Origin of the sequence: Paracoccus contaminans, assembly GCF_002105555.1 — a bacterium.
Lineage (GTDB): Bacteria > Pseudomonadota > Alphaproteobacteria > Rhodobacterales > Rhodobacteraceae > Paracoccus > Paracoccus contaminans.
In genome coordinates this window covers 1,497,913-1,517,388 of the sequence record NZ_CP020612.1, presented here as the reverse complement: position 1 = coordinate 1,517,388, position 19,476 = coordinate 1,497,913, and the positions used below count along the sequence as shown (strand labels likewise).

The 19,476-nt window shown below is 68.2% G+C and carries 20 protein-coding genes; 10 read left to right on the top strand and 10 right to left on the bottom strand.

Annotated features, from left to right (window positions below; translation table 11 throughout):
• Nucleotides 1–108: 108 nt before the first annotated feature.
• The 4 genes from B0A89_RS07110 to ndk form a co-directional block, all read right to left on the bottom strand.
• A complete protein-coding gene (locus B0A89_RS07110) occupies nucleotides 109–345 on the bottom strand; it encodes an acyl carrier protein (RefSeq protein ID WP_085377548.1) in 237 nt (78 codons plus the stop codon).
• Nucleotides 346–498: 153 nt separating this feature from the next.
• The gene (fabG, locus tag B0A89_RS07105) at nucleotides 499–1,236 is read right to left on the bottom strand and encodes a 3-oxoacyl-[acyl-carrier-protein] reductase (RefSeq protein ID WP_085378804.1); all 738 of its coding nucleotides are present in this window, start codon (nucleotides 1,234–1,236) and stop codon (nucleotides 499–501) included.
• 70 nt (nucleotides 1,237–1,306) lie between these two features.
• Complete coding sequence (fabD, locus tag B0A89_RS07100; RefSeq protein ID WP_085377547.1) at nucleotides 1,307–2,233, bottom strand: ACP S-malonyltransferase; 927 nt, start codon at nucleotides 2,231–2,233, stop codon at nucleotides 1,307–1,309.
• A gap of 188 nt (nucleotides 2,234–2,421) precedes the next feature.
• Nucleotides 2,422–2,844 carry a nucleoside-diphosphate kinase gene (gene ndk, locus B0A89_RS07095; RefSeq protein WP_085378803.1) on the bottom strand — a complete coding sequence of 141 codons (423 nt, stop codon included), beginning with the start codon at nucleotides 2,842–2,844 and terminating at the stop codon, nucleotides 2,422–2,424.
• A 139-nt stretch (nucleotides 2,845–2,983) separates the two neighbouring features.
• Between ndk and B0A89_RS07090 the strand changes: the two genes are divergently transcribed.
• The 4 genes from B0A89_RS07090 to B0A89_RS07075 all read left to right on the top strand — a co-directional run bounded on the left by B0A89_RS07090 (nucleotide 2,984) and on the right by B0A89_RS07075 (nucleotide 6,724).
• A complete protein-coding gene (locus B0A89_RS07090) occupies nucleotides 2,984–4,846 on the top strand; it encodes an ABC-F family ATP-binding cassette domain-containing protein (RefSeq protein WP_085377546.1) in 1,863 nt (620 codons plus the stop codon).
• Nucleotides 4,847–4,922: 76 nt separating this feature from the next.
• Nucleotides 4,923–5,678, top strand: coding sequence for a MipA/OmpV family protein (locus tag B0A89_RS07085; RefSeq protein WP_169712144.1), 756 nt, complete (start codon nucleotides 4,923–4,925; stop codon nucleotides 5,676–5,678).
• 105 nt (nucleotides 5,679–5,783) lie between these two features.
• Nucleotides 5,784–6,158, top strand: coding sequence for an SUF system Fe-S cluster assembly protein (locus tag B0A89_RS07080; RefSeq protein ID WP_085377544.1), 375 nt, complete (start codon nucleotides 5,784–5,786; stop codon nucleotides 6,156–6,158).
• Between the two features lie 50 nt (nucleotides 6,159–6,208).
• Complete coding sequence (locus B0A89_RS07075) at nucleotides 6,209–6,724, top strand: DapH/DapD/GlmU-related protein (protein WP_085378802.1); 516 nt, start codon at nucleotides 6,209–6,211, stop codon at nucleotides 6,722–6,724.
• 5 nt (nucleotides 6,725–6,729) lie between these two features.
• Here B0A89_RS07075 and B0A89_RS07070 read toward each other — a convergent pair whose 3' ends face one another.
• The 6 genes from B0A89_RS07070 to B0A89_RS07045 all read right to left on the bottom strand — a co-directional run bounded on the left by B0A89_RS07070 (nucleotide 6,730) and on the right by B0A89_RS07045 (nucleotide 13,366).
• Nucleotides 6,730–7,419: a DUF1523 family protein gene (locus B0A89_RS07070; protein WP_085377543.1), complete on the bottom strand. Its 690-nt coding sequence runs from the start codon at nucleotides 7,417–7,419 to the stop codon at nucleotides 6,730–6,732.
• Nucleotides 7,420–7,432: 13 nt separating this feature from the next.
• On the bottom strand, nucleotides 7,433–7,711 hold the full coding sequence (locus B0A89_RS07065) for a hypothetical protein (protein WP_240558432.1): 279 nt from the start codon (nucleotides 7,709–7,711) through the stop codon (nucleotides 7,433–7,435).
• Nucleotides 7,711–9,123, bottom strand: a complete 1,413-nt coding sequence (locus B0A89_RS07060) for a DUF6638 family protein (RefSeq protein ID WP_085377542.1) — start codon at nucleotides 9,121–9,123, stop codon at nucleotides 7,711–7,713. The genes B0A89_RS07065 and B0A89_RS07060 overlap by 1 nt, the downstream gene beginning before the upstream one ends.
• Complete coding sequence (locus tag B0A89_RS07055; RefSeq protein WP_157115275.1) at nucleotides 9,120–11,048, bottom strand: AAA family ATPase; 1,929 nt, start codon at nucleotides 11,046–11,048, stop codon at nucleotides 9,120–9,122. Before B0A89_RS07055 ends, B0A89_RS07060 begins: the two co-directional genes overlap by 4 nt.
• Nucleotides 11,045–12,217 (bottom strand): hypothetical protein, encoded by a 1,173-nt coding sequence (locus B0A89_RS07050; RefSeq protein WP_085377540.1) that lies wholly within the window; start codon nucleotides 12,215–12,217, stop codon nucleotides 11,045–11,047. The genes B0A89_RS07055 and B0A89_RS07050 overlap by 4 nt, the downstream gene beginning before the upstream one ends.
• Nucleotides 12,218–12,286: 69 nt before the next feature.
• Nucleotides 12,287–13,366 carry a hypothetical protein gene (locus tag B0A89_RS07045; RefSeq protein WP_085377539.1) on the bottom strand — a complete coding sequence of 360 codons (1,080 nt, stop codon included), beginning with the start codon at nucleotides 13,364–13,366 and terminating at the stop codon, nucleotides 12,287–12,289.
• A 110-nt stretch (nucleotides 13,367–13,476) separates the two neighbouring features.
• On the opposite strand from B0A89_RS07045, the gene B0A89_RS07040 reads away from it, so the two are divergent.
• From B0A89_RS07040 to B0A89_RS07015, 6 genes are all read left to right on the top strand, one after another.
• Nucleotides 13,477–14,775 (top strand): acetylornithine deacetylase/succinyl-diaminopimelate desuccinylase family protein, encoded by a 1,299-nt coding sequence (locus B0A89_RS07040; RefSeq protein WP_085377538.1) that lies wholly within the window; start codon nucleotides 13,477–13,479, stop codon nucleotides 14,773–14,775.
• Nucleotides 14,776–14,852: 77 nt separating this feature from the next.
• Nucleotides 14,853–15,101, top strand: coding sequence for an FtsB family cell division protein (locus B0A89_RS07035; protein ID WP_420814436.1), 249 nt, complete (start codon nucleotides 14,853–14,855; stop codon nucleotides 15,099–15,101).
• Between the two features lie 93 nt (nucleotides 15,102–15,194).
• Nucleotides 15,195–16,256, top strand: coding sequence for a pyruvate dehydrogenase (acetyl-transferring) E1 component subunit alpha (gene pdhA / locus B0A89_RS07030; protein ID WP_085377536.1), 1,062 nt, complete (start codon nucleotides 15,195–15,197; stop codon nucleotides 16,254–16,256).
• Nucleotides 16,257–16,268: 12 nt separating this feature from the next.
• Nucleotides 16,269–17,669 (top strand): pyruvate dehydrogenase complex E1 component subunit beta, encoded by a 1,401-nt coding sequence (locus B0A89_RS07025; protein WP_085377535.1) that lies wholly within the window; start codon nucleotides 16,269–16,271, stop codon nucleotides 17,667–17,669.
• 69 nt (nucleotides 17,670–17,738) lie between these two features.
• The gene (locus B0A89_RS07020) at nucleotides 17,739–18,005 is read left to right on the top strand and encodes a hypothetical protein (protein WP_157115274.1); all 267 of its coding nucleotides are present in this window, start codon (nucleotides 17,739–17,741) and stop codon (nucleotides 18,003–18,005) included.
• A 14-nt stretch (nucleotides 18,006–18,019) separates the two neighbouring features.
• A complete protein-coding gene (locus B0A89_RS07015) occupies nucleotides 18,020–19,453 on the top strand; it encodes a pyruvate dehydrogenase complex dihydrolipoamide acetyltransferase (RefSeq protein WP_085377533.1) in 1,434 nt (477 codons plus the stop codon).
• Nucleotides 19,454–19,476 lie beyond the last annotated feature (23 nt).

Genomic DNA, 19,476 nt, shown 5'->3' with positions numbered 1-19,476 from the left:
CCGGTCGGCGCGTCCGCTGCGGCCGGGCGGCATCCAAAGGCGCAGCGCAGAAAAGAAAACGGCGCCCCGGTCGGGGGCGCCGCATAGTGATGACCAAGGCAAGGCGCCTCAGGCGGTCGCGCCCTCGATGAACTTGACCGCATCGCCGAAGGTCTGGATCGTCTCGGCCGCATCGTCGGGAATCTCGATGCCGAACTCTTCCTCGAACGCCATGACCAGTTCCACGGTGTCCAGCGAATCCGCCCCCAGGTCGTCGATGAACGAGGCGGTTTCGGTCACTTTGTCTTCTTCGACGCCCAGATGCTCGACGACGATCTTCTTCACGCGATCAGCGATATCGCTCATGTCTCGTTCCTCAATCTGCGGGCACTCCGCCCGAATGCAGCCGATGGGTGAACCGGCGACAGCCGCGGGCGGTTCCGCGCGGCCTCGGGGCGGGGATATAGCACCGCGCCTTGCCTCTGCAACTGCTTTCACGGCCGCGCGAGCGGCGCGTCCTCAGATCATCGCCATGCCGCCATTGACGTGCAGCGTGGCCCCCGTGACATAGCCTGCCTCGGGGCTGCAAAGATACAGCACGGCTGCCGCCACATCCTCGGGCGTCCCCATCCGGCCGGCGGGGATCTGGCCGGTGATGCGGGTTTTCTGCTCCTCGGTCAGCTTGTCGGTCATGGCTGTCCCGATAAAGCCGGGGGCCACGCAGTTGACCGTGATCCCGCGGCTCGCCACCTCGGCGGCGAGGCTTTTGGACATGCCGACCAGCCCGGCCTTGGCGGCGGCATAGTTGCCCTGGCCCGGATTGCCTGTCGCCCCCACCACCGAAGTGACCTGAACGATCCGCCCCCACCGGGCCTTCATCATGCCGCGCAGCACGCCGCGCGACAGGCGGAAGGACGCGGTCAGGTTCACGTCGATGACCTGCGCCCATTCCTCGTCCGACATCCGCATGAACAGGTTGTCGCGCGTGATCCCGGCATTGTTGACCAGGATGTCCACCGACCCCATCGCCTCGGCCGCGCGCGCGGGCAGCGCCGCCACCGCCGCGGCGTCCCCCAGATCGGCCGCCAGCACATGGGCGCGCGCGCCCAGCTGATCGGCACGCTCGCGCAGCGGGGCCTCGCGCGTGCCCGACAGGGCGACGCTCGCCCCCGCGGCATGCAGCGCCGCCGCGATCGCCCCGCCGATCCCCCCCGAGGCGCCGGTGATCAGCGCGGTCTTTCCGGTCAGGTCGAACATCCCGCCTGCTTCCTTCTTCTGCATGAAAATATCCTCCGGAGGTCCGGGGGTGGAAAACCCCCGGTCCGGCCTAGCCCCGCAGCGCCGCCAGATCGGACGGGCCGCCAAAGCTGCGCGTCGCCGCGCCCGGCACGATCCGCCGGATCATGCCCGACAGCGCCTTGCCGGCCCCGATTTCCCAGAACTCGGTGACGCCCTGCGCGGCCATGAACTGCACCGACTCGCGCCAGCGCACCGACCCGGTGACCTGTTCGACCAGCAATTGCCGGATCGCGCCGGGCTGCTGCACCGGCTCGGCCCGGACATTGGCGATCAGCGGCACCGCCGGCTCGTGGATGTCCACGCCGGCCAGCGCATCGCCCATCACCGTAGCGGCCGGCTGCATCAGCGCGCAGTGGAACGGCGCCGAGACGGGCAGCATCAGCGCCCGCTTGGCCCCCGCTGCCCGCGCCAGCGCGGCGGCCCGTTCCACCGCCTCCTTGTGGCCCGAAATGACCACCTGCGCGGGATCGTTGTCATTGGCGGCCTGGCAGACCTCGTCGCCGGCAGCCTCGCGCGCGATGCGGTCCACCGTGGCAAGGTCAAGGCCCAGGATCGCCGCCATGGCGCCCTGCCCGACCGGCACAGCCTCCTGCATCGCGGTCCCGCGGATCTGCAGCAGCCGCGCCGTGTCGGCCAGCGTGATCGCCCCGGCCGCACACAGGGCGGAATATTCGCCCAGGCTGTGGCCCGCGACGAAAGCCGCGTCGCGGATGGAAAAGCCCTCCGCCTCGAGCGCCCGCATCGCGGCGACCGATGTCGCCATCAGCGCCGGCTGGGCATTGCGGGTCAGTGTCAGCGTCTCGATATCGCCGTCCCAGATCAGCGCCGACAGGTTTTCGCCCAGCGCCTCGTCCACCTCGTCAAAGACGGCGCGGGCGGCCGGATAGGCCTCGGCCAGTTCCCGGCCCATGCCGATGGCCTGGGCGCCCTGCCCCGGAAAGACGAATGTGCGCATGATCTCTTGCTCCTCTTTCGTCCGGGATAACTTCTGCCGGCGGGCGAGGCAACGGCAACGGGGGGCAAGGGGGCCTTGCCCCCCGCCGGCCCTGGGGCCGGCTCCCCCCAGGATATTTGCATGCAAAAGAATGCGCATGAAAAAGGCCGCCCCCTGGGGCGGCCTTGCAGCGTCTGGGGCGAAGCGGGTCAGCCGACCAGTTCGAGGCCCGAGAAGAAGAATGCGATTTCCTCTTTCGCCGTCTCGGCGGCGTCCGAGCCATGGACCGAGTTCTCGCCAACCGACAGGGCGAACTCCTTGCGGATGGTGCCCGCGTCGGCATTGGCCGGGTTGGTCGCGCCCATCACTTCGCGGTTCTTTGCGATGGCGTTCTCGCCTTCCAGCACCTGGACCACGACGGGTTCCGAGGCCATGAACTCGACCAGCTCGCCATAGAAGGGACGGTCCTTGTGGACCTCGTAGAACTTGCCGGCCTGGGCGGGCGACAGGTGGATGCGCTTTTGCGCCACGATGCGCAGGCCCGCATCCTCGAACTTCTGGTTGATCTTGCCGGTCAGGTTGCGGCGGGTTGCGTCGGGCTTGATGATCGACAGCGTGCGTTCGACGGCCATGATGTCCTCGGATGAATGGGATTGGCGATTGCCGCGCGCGGTATCACGCACCGCCCGGCTTGGCAAACACCGCGGCGGGACGGGCCGGCAGGCCCCGCCGCGATTGACGCGCGCCCCCGCGTGAGGCAAGCGGGCATCCATGCTGCGCATCGACGACATTTCCTATTCCATCGCCGGACGGCCGCTGTTCGAACATGCCTCGGCGGTGATCCCGGAGGGGCACAAGGTCGGCCTGGTCGGCCCGAACGGCGCGGGCAAGACGACGCTGTTCCGCCTGATCCGGGGCGAGCTGAGCCTGGACGGGGGCGCCATCACGCTGCCGTCCCGCGCGCGCATCGGGGGCGTTGCGCAGGAAAGCCCGGCCACCGATGCCAGCGTGCTGGACACGGTGCTGGCCGCCGATACCGAACGCCACAGCCTGCTGGCCGAGGCGGACAGTGCGACCGATCCCCACCGCATCGCCGAAATCCAGACGCGGCTGGCCGATATCGACGCCTGGTCGGCCGAGGGGCGGGCCTCGTCCATCCTGCAGGGGCTGGGCTTTTCGATCGCCGATCAGGCGCGTCCCACGGGGGATTTTTCCGGCGGCTGGCGGATGCGGATGGCGCTGGCGGGGGTGCTGTTCGCCCAGCCCGACCTGCTGCTGCTGGACGAGCCGACCAACTATCTCGACCTTGAAGGGGCGCTGTGGCTGGAAGGCTATCTGGCGCGATACCCCCATACGGTCATCGTCATCAGCCATGACCGCGGATTGCTGAACCGGGCGGTGGGATCGATCCTGCATCTGGAGGATCGCAAGCTGACGCTGTATTCGGGCGGCTATGACGCCTTTGCCCGCGCGCGCGCCGAACGCCGTGCCCTGCAGGCCGCCGAGGCCAAGAAGCAGGAGGCGCGCCGCGCCCATCTGCAAAGCTTTGTCGATCGCTTCCGCGCCAAGGCGACCAAGGCGGCGCAGGCGCAATCGCGCATCAAGGCCCTGGCGCGGATGGAGCCGATCACCGCCCCCGAGGAGGCGAAGTTCCACCGCTTCACCTTTCCCCAGCCCGACCAGCTGTCGCCACCGATCCTGTCGCTGGACGGGGTTTCGGTCGGCTATGGCGACCGCGCGGTGCTGCGGCGGCTGAACCTGCGGCTGGACCAGGACGACCGCATCGCCCTGCTGGGCCGCAACGGGCAAGGCAAGTCGACGCTGTCCAAGCTGCTGGCCGGGCGGCTGGACCCGATGGAGGGGCGGCTGGTCCGGTCGTCCAAGCTGCGCGTGGGCTATTTCGCCCAGCATCAGGTGGACGAGCTGCATCTGGACGAAACGCCGCTGGACCATGTCCGCCATCTGCGGCCCGGCGAGGCCCCGGCGCGGCTGCGTGCGCGTCTGGCTGGCTTTGGCCTGATGGAGGCGCAGGCCGAGACGCGCGTGGGCGCGCTGTCGGGGGGGCAGAAGGCCCGGCTGTCGCTGCTGCTGGCCACCATCGACGCGCCGCATCTGCTGATCCTCGACGAGCCGACCAACCATCTTGACATCGAAAGCCGCGAGGCGCTGACCGAGGCGCTGAACGACTATACCGGCGCGGTGGTGCTGGTCAGCCATGACATGCACCTGCTGGAACTGGTCGCCGACCGGCTGTGGCTGGTCGCGGACGGGGCGGTGATGCCCTATGCGGATGATCTGGAAACCTATCGCCGCAGCCTGCTGTCGGGCGAGGATGGGCGCCCTGCCGGCAAGGCGGCCCCGGCGGCCGAGCCGCCCGCGCCCCGCAAGCGGGCCAGCCGGGACGAGATCCTCGATCTGCGCGCCGAGGTCCGCCGCTGCGAGGAGCGGGTCGAAAAGCTGACCGAGATGCTGGGCAAGATCAGCGTCCGCATGGCCGATCCGGCCCTTTACAACGATCCGCACGAGGCCGAGCGCTGGGGCCGCAAGCATGCCGAGGCCGAAGCGGCCCTGCCCCGCGCCGAGGCGCTGTGGCTTGACGCGCTGGAACGGCTCGAGACCGCCGAGCGGGGCTGAGAAGCGGCCCCATGGCTGGACAGCAGCGCCGCCCGCCGGCACACTGCAACCCGCAATGACATTCGAGGGCCGTGCCATGAACCATGCCGCCGTCGCGCTTGCCGCCCTGCTGGCCGCGCTGACCGTCACCCCCGCCGCCGCGCAGGAGGGCTGGGGGGTGGCAGCCGACATCGGTCTGGGCGGCGAGGTCGAACCGGACTGGATCGGCTCGCAGGACATGGAGGCCGGTCCCTGGGTCATCTTCCGCAACGTGGACATCCTGCGCCCCGGTCAGGCGGCAACCTCGGACGGATCGGCCGACGGCTTCCGGGTGCTGCCGACGCTGAACCTGCGCGGCGGGCGCAGCGCCGATGACGCGGACGCGCTGCGCGGGCTGGACGACATCGACCGCACCATCGAGGCGGGCGCCCGCTTTCGCTATACCCGCGGGCCGGTCAGCGGCTATCTGGTCATCCGCAAGGGCCTGGGCGGGCATGACGGGCTGGTCGGATCGGCGGGCGCACGTTATCGCATCGCCCCGAACGAACGGCTGACCCTGTGGCCGCAGGTCGAGGCCAAATTCGGCGATGACACCTTCACCCAGGCTTTCTTCGGCGTTTCGGCCGATGAATCGCGGCGCAGCGGCCATGACGAATACAAGCCGCAGGGCGGCATCTATGCCGCCGGCATCAGCCTTGAAGGGCGCTATGCGCTGGGCGGAACGCTCGCGTTGGTAGGCGAGGTGGAATACGACCATCTGGTCGGGGACGCCGCCGATGCCCCCTTCATCGAGGACAAGGCGCAGCCATCGCTCAAGCTGGGTCTGGTCAACCGCTTCAGCCTGCGGTTCTGATCGCGCCCGGCCGGGCGTCCCCGGATCAGGCGGGCGGCAGGGCCTTTCGCCCATGCCGCGCTTGTCCTATATATTCACTCAGCCAAGTGAAGGGGAGCCGCCCGCGTGGACCAGCCGCAGACCCAGTCGTCAGCCCCGAACCAGGGCGAACCGGTGATCGCACCCTCTTCGACCGAGCATCCGCTCTATGACGCGGTGGTCGAGGCTTGCCGCACCGTCTATGACCCGGAAATCCCGGTCAATATCTTCGATCTGGGGCTGGTCTATACCATCGCCATCGATGACACCGACGCGGTGCGCATCATGATGACGCTGACGGCCCCCGGCTGTCCGGTGGCGGGCGAGATGCCCGGCTGGGTCGCGGATGCCGTGAACGCCCTGCCGGGCGTCCGGCAGGTCGATGTCGAGATGACCTTCCAGCCCCCCTGGGGGATGGAGATGATGTCAGACGAGGCGCGGCTTGAACTGGGCTTCATGTGATCGCTGGGCGGCCGCCCCGTTCCGATGACATCGGCCCGCCCCGCCGCGCCATGCTTGCGGGGCTGCCCTACGATCCCGCCGCGCCCGAGCTGGTTGCCCTGCGCCGCCGTGCCCAGGCCATAGCCGCCCGCCGCACCGGGATCGAGGGCGATCCCGCAGATGAGGCCCTTCTAGCCGAATTGCTGGGGACGTGGAACGGCGCGGTGATCCGCGCGCCGTTTTCCGTCGATTACGGGCTGCATATCCATTTCGGACCGGGCTGTTTCGTCAACTACAACTGCGTCTTTCTGGACGTGGCGGAAATCCGCATCGGCGCGCGGGTCCAGATCGGGCCGGGCGTTCATCTGGCCACGGCCGACCATCCGCGGCAGGCAGAGCGCCGCGCCGCGGGCGAGGAAAGCGGCCGGCCCATCACCATCGGCGATGACGTGTGGATCGGCGCGGGCGCGCTGGTGCTGCCAGGGATCCGCGTCGGCGCAGGCGCCATCATCGGGGCGGGCGCGGTCGTCACGCGCGATGTGCAGCCCGGCACGACGGTGACGGGAAACCCCGCCCGCGCCCGCTGAGCGGGTCAGCGCCGGGGCTTGCCGCGCCAGCTATCCAGCCAGCCGCGATAACGGCCCCGCGCCTCGCGCCCTTCGGCGACGACACGGTCCCGCGCGGCATCAAGCCGCTGGTCCACCTGTCCGATCGCCCGGTCGGCCCGCGCCACCACGGGATCGATGCTGCGTTCGCGGAACTGGTTCCACATCCGCCACAGCAGGAGCAGCAGCGCCCCCATCACCCCCAGAACGATCATCGCCGGCCAGTTGAGCGGCGCATCGCCCGGCCCCGAAACCTGCCGCATCGAGATGGCATTGGGATAGATCGTCGCCCAGGAAATCCGCCAGCCATAGGAGGTGACGTTCATCCAGCGCGGCTCGGCCGCGGTGGACACGCTGTCGGCGGCGATCGCATGCAGGTTGGCGCTGTCATATTTGAAATAGGGCGGCCAGATCCAGCCCGTGTCCTCGTTGCGATAGACATAGGGCCGCCCGTTCGGCTGCACCGTGGCGATATAGCGGATGTCGCGCCGCCCGTCGGCTGTCTCGACGGTGCCCGAATCGGCCGAGGCGTAGAAGATCGTGTTCGCGCCCAGGTCGGTGATCTGGTTATAGACATTGGTGACGCGCACGGTCGTGCGCGAGGGCAGCGCATAATCCAGAAACAGGAACACGGCGACGCCGAACAGCACCCCCAGCACCACTTGCAGATTGCGCATCCCTGACCCCGCCCTATCTGTAGTTCACGAAATAGATGATCGCCGCGACCGCAAGGGTGGGCAGGATGAACACCAGCCCCACCAGACGCGCGCGCAGCGATGTCTGAAAGTCCGCCATCGAACGTTCAAGGAACTCATCGCGTTCCGGGCTGTCGGCGGGATCGCCGGGATGCCGCTCCTCCCACTCCTCCTCAAGCCGTTCGCGCCTGAGCGAGCGCAGATAGAACCACAGCAGAACATAGAACAGCGCCTCGAAGGCAAAAAGGATCGCTGCCAGCCGGATGATGCCCATCAGCGTGCCGCTCCCCAGGGCCCGCCGCGCGGCGCCGGCCCGCGATCGCCTCGGGCCGGGCCCCAAGGCCCCGCCGGCACAGCGGCGCCAGCGCGGGGCCCGGCAGCCGCTGTCCCCGGCCCGGCCTGATCGGGTTCGGCCATGCCGGGTTCGGGGCCGAACAGCGCGGCCCGTGTGCCCTGCCGGTCGATCTGGTATTCGCGGGCCAGCTGATCGGCCACATAGGCCTGCTTGGCGGCATCCCAGGTCTGGAACAGCCGATGGAACACCGGCTTGTTCACGAGGAACAGCGTGCGCACGTCATGCGGGGCAAGCTCGGCGATCAGCTGGTTCACCGTGCCCTGCCACGGGCCGGTGGTGGCGCGCAGGGCATAGAAATAGGCCGGGTTGGCGCTGTCGATCACCGGCCAGTCGCCGCCCGTTTCCACATAGCGCAGCATGGCGCCCAGACCGGGCAGCTCGGGCGGCAGGGCCGCGGGGTCCAGCCGCGCGGCGGCCCGCCGCAACGCCGCGCGGCTGCCGTCGCCGGGGTCGATGCGCGCCTCTGTCGCGGCGTCCACCAGGACAAAGTCGATCTTCTGCCGCAGCACCGCCGCCGTGGCCGCTCCGCCCGAGGCCGTCACCTGTTCGGCCAGCCCGTTGCGGGCCAGCCAGGCGGCGATGGCGTTGCGGTCCGAAAGGGACATGACCTGCACGCCGCCTAGCGGCACCTGCTGCGAGGGATCGGCAAAGACCACCGCCGGTTCGGGTGCCGAGCGGATGACATAGACCCCGCCGAAGGCGGGCGCACGGAAATCGGGCACGTCAAAGCTGGTGTGCGACAGGCGCACCGGGTTGCGCGTCACGTCGCCCGATTTCCGGGCCTGCTCGATCATCTCGGCGATCAGCACGTCGTCCCACCAGGCATCGGGCTGGCTGCGGAAGCGGTCGATCATCGCCGTCAGCTTGTCGGCCTCGGCGACATGGCTGCCGGTAGTGTCGGCCGTGATACGGACCTTGCGGATGTCCAGCAGGTCGGCAGGCTGGGCAAGCTGCCAGACATCGTCATCGATCTCGCCGACCACCGCGTCGCGTGCGGTCAGGCTGAACAGCTGGCTTTCGTTTTCCGCGATGAAGCGGCGCAGGATCGCCGGATAGACGGACAGGTCTGCGGCCAGCATCGGCGCCGTCTTCTGTTCGGTCGTCAGCAGGATGAACTGCCGGTTGCCGCCCCTTGGGGCAAGATAATCCAGATCGCCAAGCTCGTCCCCGACCTCGGGTGACAGGCCGGTCAGGTCGATGTGGAATTCGGCCAGCGCGGTCGTCTTGCCGGTCAGCTTTTCCAGTGCGCGGTTGTAAAGGCCGACCCAGGCAGGGCTGTCCACCCGGATCAGGTTGGCAAACATCAGCCCGCGTTCGACCAGGGGGTTCATGCGCTCGCCCCGAACCGCCGCTGCGCCTCGGCCATCCGCTCCATCCCGCGCACCGCCTCGTCGATCGCCGTCTCGTCGGCGGTTTCGGCATAGCGCCATTCGCTGTCGGCGTAACGGTTGATTTCCTGCAGCACCATCGCCGGCGTGATCGGCTGGCGCAGGGCGGCGATCATCTCGAGCTTGCGGTCATAGGGCTGGTGCAGGAACGGCTCGGGCGAGGCGAACCATTCGTCGGGCATGTCGAAATCCATCGCGCGGGTCTTGATCGCGTCGGTGATGTTCTTGACAGCGCGGCCGGTAAAGCGCGGCTCGGCCGACGCAATAGCGTGCAGATAGGTGCCGATCTCGGCCAGCGTGTCGATGGGGCCAAGGCGGGCCGACACATCATCCCAGATGCGGGCGAGCGAGGCCTCGGCCGGGCGGTCGTGGCCGGCATAGCCTTCCCGCACGGCGGCCTTGATTTCCTGCGCCTTCATCAGGTCGTGTTCGCCCACCGGGATGTCGTGGCGCTTGCCCAGCAGCAGCGCGAAGATGTCGATGTAATCCTCGCGCGTCTTCGGCCCGTCGATCAGGAAGCGGGCGCCGGCGCGCTGGCGCAGGGCGTCGTCGATTGATTCGGCATGGTTGGAAAACATCCCGAATGTCGCGTTGCCACGCACCACCGTCCCCGCGCCGGCAAAGGCGTCCATCAGCACGGCGGTGATTTCCTGCTGGCCGCTCGATGACTGCCGGTCCCCGCGCCGCCCGGCCACCTGGTCGATGTCGTCGATGGTGCCGAAGCCGATCACCCCAGGGTCGATCACGCTGTCGATGAAGGCGCGGGCATTCTGGCCCGACTTGCCCTGATAGCTGTCGACATTGTCGATGCCCAGATTGGCATAGCGGAACGGATAGCCCGCAATGGTGCAGTAATCGTTCACCAGCCCCGCCATCATCTGGATCAGCGTGGTCTTGCCCGTCCCCGGCCTGCCGTCGCCGAGAAAGGTGAAGACGAACCCGCCCAGTTCGACGAAAGGGTTCATCCGCCGGTCGAAATCATAGGCGACCAGCATCCGCGCCAGCCGCATCGCCTGATGCTTGGCGATGGCGTTGCCCACCACCTCTTCGGGGCGCTTGAAGGCCATCTGCACGGGCTTGCCGCGGGCGCGGGTCGCAGGGGCAAAGCCCGCGATCGGCAGATCATCCGCCGAAACCCGCCAGCGCGCGCCGGTAAAGGGCGCCATGCGCGGGGCGGCTTCGGCGCGGGCGGCGACGGCGGCGGCCAGCGCCTCGGCCCAGGCGAGCGTGATGGCGGCCACCGCCTTGTCATCCGCGGCGGCCGCCAGCTTCTGATCCAGTTCCCACAGCGCACCCTGCAGCGCGACATGGGGGGCGTCGGTGAGGATTTCCGCAACGCCGCCGATATCGGGCGTCTCGCCGCCTGCCTGTTCGGCCAACAGGAACCCGGTCGCGTTCGCCAGCACCGACAGCACGGCAAGCGATTCAGCGGCCAGCATTTCCCGGAAGGCGCCGCCTTGGTCAGGGGCCAGCCGGTTTTCCAGATTGGCCCGTTTCAGTTCTGTTGCGCCGGAGCGTGCCGATACCTCGTCCCCCAGCGCCAGCGCGATCGCCGCCGCCCGGCGCAGGGCGCGGATCACCGTCGCCGAAAGGGGAGAGGGCAGGTCGTCGCCGCCGACCCGCTCGATCCGTTCGATCAGGCGAACCGCGCCGGGGCGCTGGGTGGACAGCCCTGCAAGCCCCGGCGTCGTGGACCGAAAGCGCGAGGAGGCGCGGGGGATGCCGGGCGACAGATCACCCTGCGTGGCGGGGGCGGCCGACGCCAGCCGCGGCGCATGGTCAAACCCGGTCAGCAGCGCCAGCGCCTGCGGGTAATGGGCGCGGATGCGATCCTCGGGCAGCTCCATCTCGTCGCGGGTTTCCATCAGTTCACCCCCATCACCCGGCCATCCGGCATGGGCACATATTTGCGGATGCCCCGGAAGCCCGGCGGGTCCAGCCGCGACAGCGCCTGGAACGGCCGCTGCGGAATGACCAGCATCCGCTGGGCCGAGGTCAGCCCCTGCCCCATCCCATGCGCGCCTGCGGTGTCGATGCGGTAAACCTGTTTCTCGACCACCCCGAACAGGCCGGCGCTCTGCATCTCGACCCGGCCCGATTGCAGATCCTCAAGCGCCATGGCCAGTGCCCAGTCCTCGCCCGCGGCAGCCCTGGCATCCTCGAGCACGCCCTTGATCGGACCTTCCTGCACGGTGAATTCCCGCGAATGGATCGGCCCCAGCGTCAGGCGGCGCAGACGGAACGGATGCAGCGTGTCGAAATCGGCGTCGAACCCCTGGGCGATGGTCAGCAGTTGCAGCGCGCCGACCGACTGCGCCAGCAGATGGGCCTGCGCCTCGGGCCAGCGGCGGGCGTCGTCGGGCAGCGGGCGGCGGCCGGTATCGTCGCAGTCCAGCAGATAGACGACCGGCAGGTTCTGGCGGCTGTCATAGACGCCCCAGTGGATCAGCCAGCGGCGGCGGTGCCCGTCATCGCCCATCGCCAGCGCGACCGGGTTCATCTGCGGCCAGAACAGCCCGCCCGCGGCCAGCGCCTCGTAATACATCCGCTGCGACATGGCGTATTGCAGCCGGGTGGGATGACGCAGGTCCGACACGATCTCGCGCACCATGTCGTCGCGGATCGCCTCGGCCGTGGGGGTGCGGGCAAGCTGTTCGCCCGCCTGCGCGGCATCCGCGGCGGTCTGGGCGATCTCCTGCCACACAGGAAAACCCGAATCGAGGATGTCGATGGTCAGGCGGCGCGACAGCGGCCCCTCGACCCGGCTGGCGACCAGATATTTCATCGACAGCGCCTGGGCGGTGGCCAGAAGGGCGCGGATATACCCCTCGATCACCTGAACATCGGTCGGACCGAAGACGCGGTCGCGCACCATCTCGCCCAAGGCGGGCGACAGCGCGGCAGCGATCCGGCGCAGTTGCAGGAAATAGCCGCGCGCCACCAGATCATCGGCGATCTCGCGGTGGTCGGCCGAAAGGCCCGCGGCCTCGTTCACGACCGTCGCCCGCGCAGGCTGGCGGCGCGCCTGGGCGACCATTCCCCGCGTCCGATCCGGGGAGGGCGCGGGGCAGCCCTGCGCCCGTGGTCCAGCGCCCGCGCCACGCCCTCAGCCGCCCGAATACAGGTTCTTGTCGTGCTTTTCGACGATCGCGGCAAAGCGGCGGGCAAAGCGTTCGTCGGCCTTGGCCTTTTCCTCCAGCACCTTGCGGGCAAAGACCATGTGCTCGCCATGCGCCTCGAGCATGTCGGCCATCCGGGCATTCGTCGCGGCCCCGATGCCGGCCATGGCCTGCGCGGCCTCCTGGTCGGTCCTGACGCCGATCTCGTTGATGCGGTGGGCCACGTCCTGCTGCTGCGCGGTCTTGAGCGATTTGGTCAGCGCGTCATACAGCACGACACGCTGGCGGGTGTCGGTCTGCAGCTTGTTGATCAGCACAAGCTGGGTCGCGGCCTGGTTCTGCAGGCTGTCCACCCAGGTCTTGCCCGCCTCGATATAACGCTCCAGCGTCTGGCTGCGGGCCAGGGCGACCTGTTCGGCCTGCACCAGTTCGTTATGGTCGCGGTTGGCATTCGCCAGTTCGGTTTCCAGCTTGGTGCGCTCGGCCGGATCGGTGGTGGTGGAAACCTTGTTCTCAAGCTCGATAAGCCGCGGGTCCATGGCCCGGATGCGGCCGCGCAGGGATTCCAGTTCGGCCACCGCCCCCTCGCGGTCGGTCAGCGTCTGGGACAGGTTCGCCTCGACCTTGGCCTGCTGATCCTTCAGCAGCGCGAGTTGGTCGGTCAGCAGGCGCGTGATCTCGTCCGACTTGGAGATCAGATCCTGCAGCTTGTCGTCGATGGATGCGGTGCGCAGCCGTTCCTGGCGCATCGATTCGGCCTTGCCGCGGGCGAACATGCCCACAAAGCTTTCCCAGCCGGTGCGCGAGCGCATCGCCTCGAAATCCTTGCTGAAGCCGGCGGTCACATCGTCCAGCCCCATGATCAGTTCGGCGATGTTGGCGTTCATCTGGTCGGTATGGCGATGCACATCGGCCAGGGTGGCGCTGGCGATGTCCAGTTGCGGGGCAGCGGCGGCCGTGTCGGCGCGGGCCAGCCGGTCCAGCGTCACGCCGACCTGGCTGATCTTTTCCTGCGTGACCGCCACCTGTTTCTGGCTGTCGATGATCTGCTGGTCGAGGCTGGCCATGCGGCACTCCGTTCCGTCGCGCGCTTTGCTGACCGCCCTTAACGGCAGGCGGGCGGGCGCGGTTCCCGACACGATTGCCCAAGGCGCCGACCGCGTCTAGGGTCTGGCGCATGAACATCACCACGACCGCCATCGAGGCACGCAGGGCCGCGCTGATCGCCCTGACCCAAGACCTGATCCGCATCCCGACGCTGAACCCGCCGGGGCTCAACTATCGCGACATCTGCGACTATGTCGCGGCCCGGCTGCAGCCGCAGGGCTGGACGGTGCAGATGATTCGCGCCCATGACGCGCCGGGCGATTGCGAGAAATATCCCCGCTGGAACGTCATCTGCACCCATGACGCCGGGCGCCCCGGCGACACGGTGCATTTCAACAGCCATCATGACGTCGTCGAGGTCGGCCATGGCTGGACGCGCGATCCCTTCGGGGGCGAGCATGTCCCCGCCGAGGACCGCATCTATGGCCGCGGCGCCTGCGACATGAAGGGCGGGCTGGCGGCCAGCATCATCGCCGCCGAGACATTCGTGGCCATGTATCCGGACCATGCCGGCCGGGTCCAGATCAGCGCCACCGCCGACGAGGAATCGGGGGGCTATGGCGGCGTTGCCCATCTGGCCGAACAGGGGCACTTCGCCAATGTCCAGCACGTCATCATCCCCGAGCCGCTGCACAAGGACCGCATCTGCCTGGGGCACCGCGGCGTCTGGTGGGCAGAGATCGAGACCCATGGGCGCATCGCCCACGGCTCGATGCCGTTCCTGGGCGACTGCGCCGTGCGCCACATGGGCGCGGTGATCGAGGAAATGGAGCGCACGCTTTATCCCCTGCTGGCCGGCAAGCGCACGGCGATGCCGGTGATCCCCGAGGGGGCGCGGTCCTCGACGCTGAACATCAACTCGATCCACGGGGGCGCGCCCGAGCCGGAGGAGGGCAATACCGGCCTGCCCGCCCCTTGCGTGCCCGACCGCTGCCGCATCGTCATCGACCGCCGCTTCCTGATCGAGGAGCAGCTGTCCGAGGTCAAGGGCGAGATCGCCGCCCTGATGGAACGGGTCCGGGCAGAGCGCCCCGGCCTGTCCTATGAGATTCGCGACCTGTTCGAGGTGATCCCCTCGATGACCGACCGCGACGCCCCCGTCGTGCGCACCACCGCCGCCGCCATCGAGCGGGTGCTGGGCACCGAGGCAGGCTATGTCGTCAGCCCCGGCACCTATGACCAGAAGCATATCGACCGCATCGGCCGGCTGAAGAACTGCATCGCCTATGGGCCGGGCGTGCTGGACCTGGCCCATCAGCCCGACGAATGGATCGGGGTCGGGGACATGCTGGACAGCGCCCGCGTGATGGCGCTGGTGCTGGCCGATCTGCTGGGCAGCGAGGCCGATTCGGGCGGGACGGCCGCATGAACAGGGCCGCGCCCCGCATCGAGCGCCCGGCAGGGCGCAGCGGCCTGCCGCTGGGCGCGGTCGTCTATTTCTTCATCATGCTGCTGCTGGGCCTTTATTTCGCCTTTGCGGCCGTGCAGGGGCCGTCGGGCATCCTGCGGCAGGTGCAGCTGACCGCCGATACCGCCGACCTGGTCGCCCAGCGCGACGGGCTGACAGCGCAGGTCGCGCAGATGCGCAACCTGACGCGGCGGCTGTCGGACGATTATCTTGATCTGGACCTGCTGGACGAACGGGCACGCGATGTCCTGGGGCTGATCCGTGCGGACGAGCTGATCCTTCCCTAGCCCGCGCGGTGTCGGGAAACCGCTTGCACCCGGTCAGGCGGCGCGTCAGGAATAGTTCAACGTTGAACCATACCGCGAGCCCCGGAGACGAGAATGGCCAGAAAGCCGACGGAACCCGCCCAGGCCCAGGAACACGCCGCCCCTGCCGGGGCTTCCAACATCGCGCCGGACGAGCTGCTGCAGTATTACCGCGACATGCTGCTGATCCGCCGGTTCGAGGAAAAGGCCGGCCAGCTGTACGGCATGGGCCTGATCGGCGGCTTTTGCCATCTGTATATCGGGCAGGAAGCGGTCGTCGTCGGCCTGGAGGCCGCGGCAAAGGAAGGCGACAAGCGCATCACGTCCTACCGCGACCACGGCCACATGCTGGCCTGCGGGATGGAGGCGCGGGGCGTCATGGCGGAACTGACCGGCCGCGCGGGGGGCTATTCCAAGGGCAAGGGCGGCTCGATGCACATGTTCTCGAAAGAGAAACATTTCTACGGCGGGCATGGCATCGTCGGCGCGCAGGTGCCGCTGGGCGCGGGGCTGGCGTTTTCCGACAAGTACAAGGGCAACGACAACGTCACCTTCGTCTATTTCGGGGACGGCGCGTCGAACCAAGGCCAGGTCTACGAGACTTACAACATGGCCGAGCTGTGGGACCTGCCGGTCATCTTCGTGATCGAGAACAACCAGTATGCCATGGGGACCAGCATGAAGCGGTCCACCAAGTCCGCATCCCTGTATGGCCGGGGCGAGGCGTTCGGCATTCCGGGCGAACAGGTGGACGGCATGGACGTGCTGGCCGTCAAGGCCGCCGGTGAAAAGGCGGTCGCCCACTGCCGCGCCGGCAAGGGGCCGTACATCCTTGAGATGATGACCTACCGCTATCGCGGCCATTCGATGTCGGACCCCGCGAAATACCGCACCCGCGAGGAGGTGCAGAAGATGCGCGACGAACGCGACGCCATCGAGCATGTCCGCCAGCTGCTGCTGACCGGCAGTCATGCAAGCGAGGATGACCTGAAGGCCATCGACAAGGAAATCAAGGATATCGTCAACGATGCCGCCGACTTTGCCCGCGAAAGCCCCGAGCCGGCCGAATCCGAGCTGTGGACCGACATCTATGCCGACGAGGTGCCGCAGAAGGCGCCTGCGGACGTGAACGTGTAAGGGGGCGCGAGAATGGCAACCGAAATCCTGATGCCCGCCCTGTCCCCCACGATGGAGGAAGGGACGCTGGCCAAATGGCTGGTCAAGGAAGGCGACACGGTGAAATCCGGCGATATCCTGGCCGAGATCGAGACCGACAAGGCCACGATGGAATTCGAGGCGGTGGATGAGGGCACCATCGGCAAGCTCATGATCGCCGAAGGCACGCAGGGCGTGAAGGTGAACACCCCCATCGCCCTGCTGGTCGAGGAAGGCGAGGATGCCACGGCCGCACCCGCCGCGGACGCGCCCGCGCAGCAGGGCAAGGGCGAGAACAGCCGCGACGAACGGGGCGAGGCCCCCGACCGCGCCCCCGCCGCCGCGAAATCGGCCGTCGAGGCGGTCAACACCCCTGAACCGGACCAGTCCCCCGACTGGCCCGAGGGCACCGAGATCCGCCAGATGACGGTCCGCGAGGCCCTGCGCGAGGCGATGGCCGAGGAGATGGAGCGCGACGAGACCGTGTTCCTGATGGGCGAGGAGGTTGGCGAATACCAGGGCGCCTACAAGATCAGCCAGGGCCTGCTGGAACGCTTTGGCCCCCGCAGGATCGTGGACACCCCCATTTCCGAAATGGGCTTTGCCGGCATCGGCACCGGCGCCGCCTTTGGCGGGCTGCGCCCGATCGTCGAGTTCATGACCTTCAACTTCGCCATGCAGGCGATCGACCACATCATCAACTCGGCCGCCAAGACGCTGTACATGTCGGGCGGGCAGATGGGCTGTCCCATCGTGTTCCGCGGCCCGAACGGGGCGGCGGCGCGCGTTGCGGCCCAGCACAGCCAGGACTATGCCGCCTGGTATGCGGCGATCCCCGGCCTCAAGGTCGTCCAGCCCTATTCGGCGGCCGATGCCAAGGGCCTGCTGAAGCAGGCGATCCGCGATCCCAACCCGGTGATCTTCCTGGAAAACGAGATCCTCTATGGCCGCACCTTCGACGTGCCGGTCTTGGATGATTTCACCATTCCCTTCGGCAAGGCGCGCATCGCCCGCAAGGGCCGTGACGTGACGATCGTCAGCTTCGGCATCGGCATGGCCCATGCGCTCGAAGCGGCCGAGACGCTGGCCGGGGACGGGATCGAGGCCGAGGTGATCGACCTGCGGACCCTGCGCCCGATCGACTATGGGACGATCCTGAAATCGCTGCAAAAGACCAACCGCATGGTCACGGTCGAGGAAGGCTTCCCGGTCGGCTCCATCGGCAACCACCTGTCGGCCTGGGCGATGGAGAACGCCTTTGACTGGCTGGACGCGCCGGTCATCAACTGCACCGGCAAGGACGTGCCGATGCCCTATGCGGCGAATCTGGAAAAGTTCGCGCTGGTGACTGCCGTCGAGGTGGTCGAGGCGGTGCGCAAAGTGACCTATCGGTGACGGGGGGCCATGCGTATTCGCCCGCTCCTTGTTCCGTGCCTGCTGCCGGCGGGCACTGCGATGGCAGACATGCCGCGCTATGACGTCAAAGCCCATTGCGCCGAGATCGCCTCGTTCGGCGGCTCCTACAGCGAAAGCCTGAACCAGTCCTGTTTCGAGATGGAGCAGGTGGCCTATGACGGCCTCAAACCCGGATGGGACGCTCTGCCCTCTGCCATGAGGACGCATTGCGACGAGATCGCCAGGTTTGGCGAAAGCGGCTCCTACTCCCTGCTTGAGGCCTGTATTCAACAAGAGGCCAAGGCTGCCTCTTCCCCGAAATCCTTCAAATACTGAAGGAGGCACTGACAATGGCAACCGAAATCCTGATGCCCGCCCTGTCGCCCACGATGGAGGAAGGGACGCTGGCCAAATGGCTGGTCAAGGAAGGCGACACGGTGAAATCCGGCGACATTCTGGCCGAGATCGAGACCGACAAGGCCACGATGGAATTCGAGGCCGTGGATGAGGGCACCATCGGCAAGCTCATGATCGCCGAAGGCACGCAGGGCGTGAAGGTGAACACCCCCATCGCCCTGCTGGTCGAGGAAGGCGAGGATGCCGCGGCCGCACCCGCCGCCGCACCGGCTGCGGGCACGGCCAAGGGCGGGGCGGATGAGGAAAACGCCGCTGCCGAAAAGGGCTATGGCGGACCGCAGGGCGCACCTGTCGCCGGCGGCGGCCATGCAGGCGGCGGCGCGGGCGCGAGCGGCGCAGCCGCGGGCGGTGCAGGCGGCCGGGCAGGCGACAGCGGCGGCGCCTCATCCCCCCGGCCTGCCGAAGGGGGCGCGGCGGACGGCGCCTCCGGCAGGCGCATCTTTGCCTCGCCTCTGGCCCGGCGCATCGCGGCCGAGAAGGGGATCGACCTGTCTACCCTGGCCGGCTCCGGCCCCCGGGGGCGGATCGTCAAGGCGGATGTGGAGAATGCACAATCCGGCGCCGCCAAACCCGCGGCCCCGGCACTCGCGGCCGAGGCGCCCAAGGCCGCCCCGGCCCAGGCCGCCGCGCCGCAGCAGGGCATGGCCTACGCGACCGTCGCCAAGATGCTGGAAGGCCGCGAGACCGAGGAGGTCGCGCTGGACGGCATGCGCCGGACCATCGCCGCGCGCCTGTCCGAAGCCAAGCAGACCATCCCGCATTTCTACCTGCGCCGCAGCGCGAAACTCGACGCGCTGATGGAGTTCCGCGCCACGCTGAACCATCAGCTGCACGGGCGCGGGGTCAAGCTGTCGGTGAACGACTTCATCATCAAGGCCTGCGCGCTGGCTCTCCAGCAGGTGCCCGACGCCAATGCCGTCTGGGCCGGCGACCGGATCATCAAGCTGAAGCCTTCGGATGTCGCGGTGGCCGTCGCGGTCGAGGGCGGCCTGTTCACCCCGGTCCTCAAGGATGCCGACAAGAAGACGCTGTCGGCCCTGTCGACCGAGATGAAGGATCTGGCGGGCCGCGCCAAGGCGCGAAAGCTTGCCCCCCAGGAATACCAGGGCGGCAGCTTTGCCATCAGCAATCTGGGGATGTTCGGGATCGAGAATTTCGACGCGGTCATCAACCCGCCCCATGGCGCGATCCTTGCGGTCGGCGCCGGGGTGCAGACCCCCGTGGTCGAGGATGGGCAGGTCGTCATCCGCAATGTGATGTCGATGACCCTGTCGGTGGATCACCGGGTCATCGACGGCGCGCTGGGGGCGCAGCTGCTTCAGGCGATCGTCGAGCATCTGGAAAACCCCATCGGCATGCTGGCCTGAGGCCGCGGGCGGGGCGCTGACCG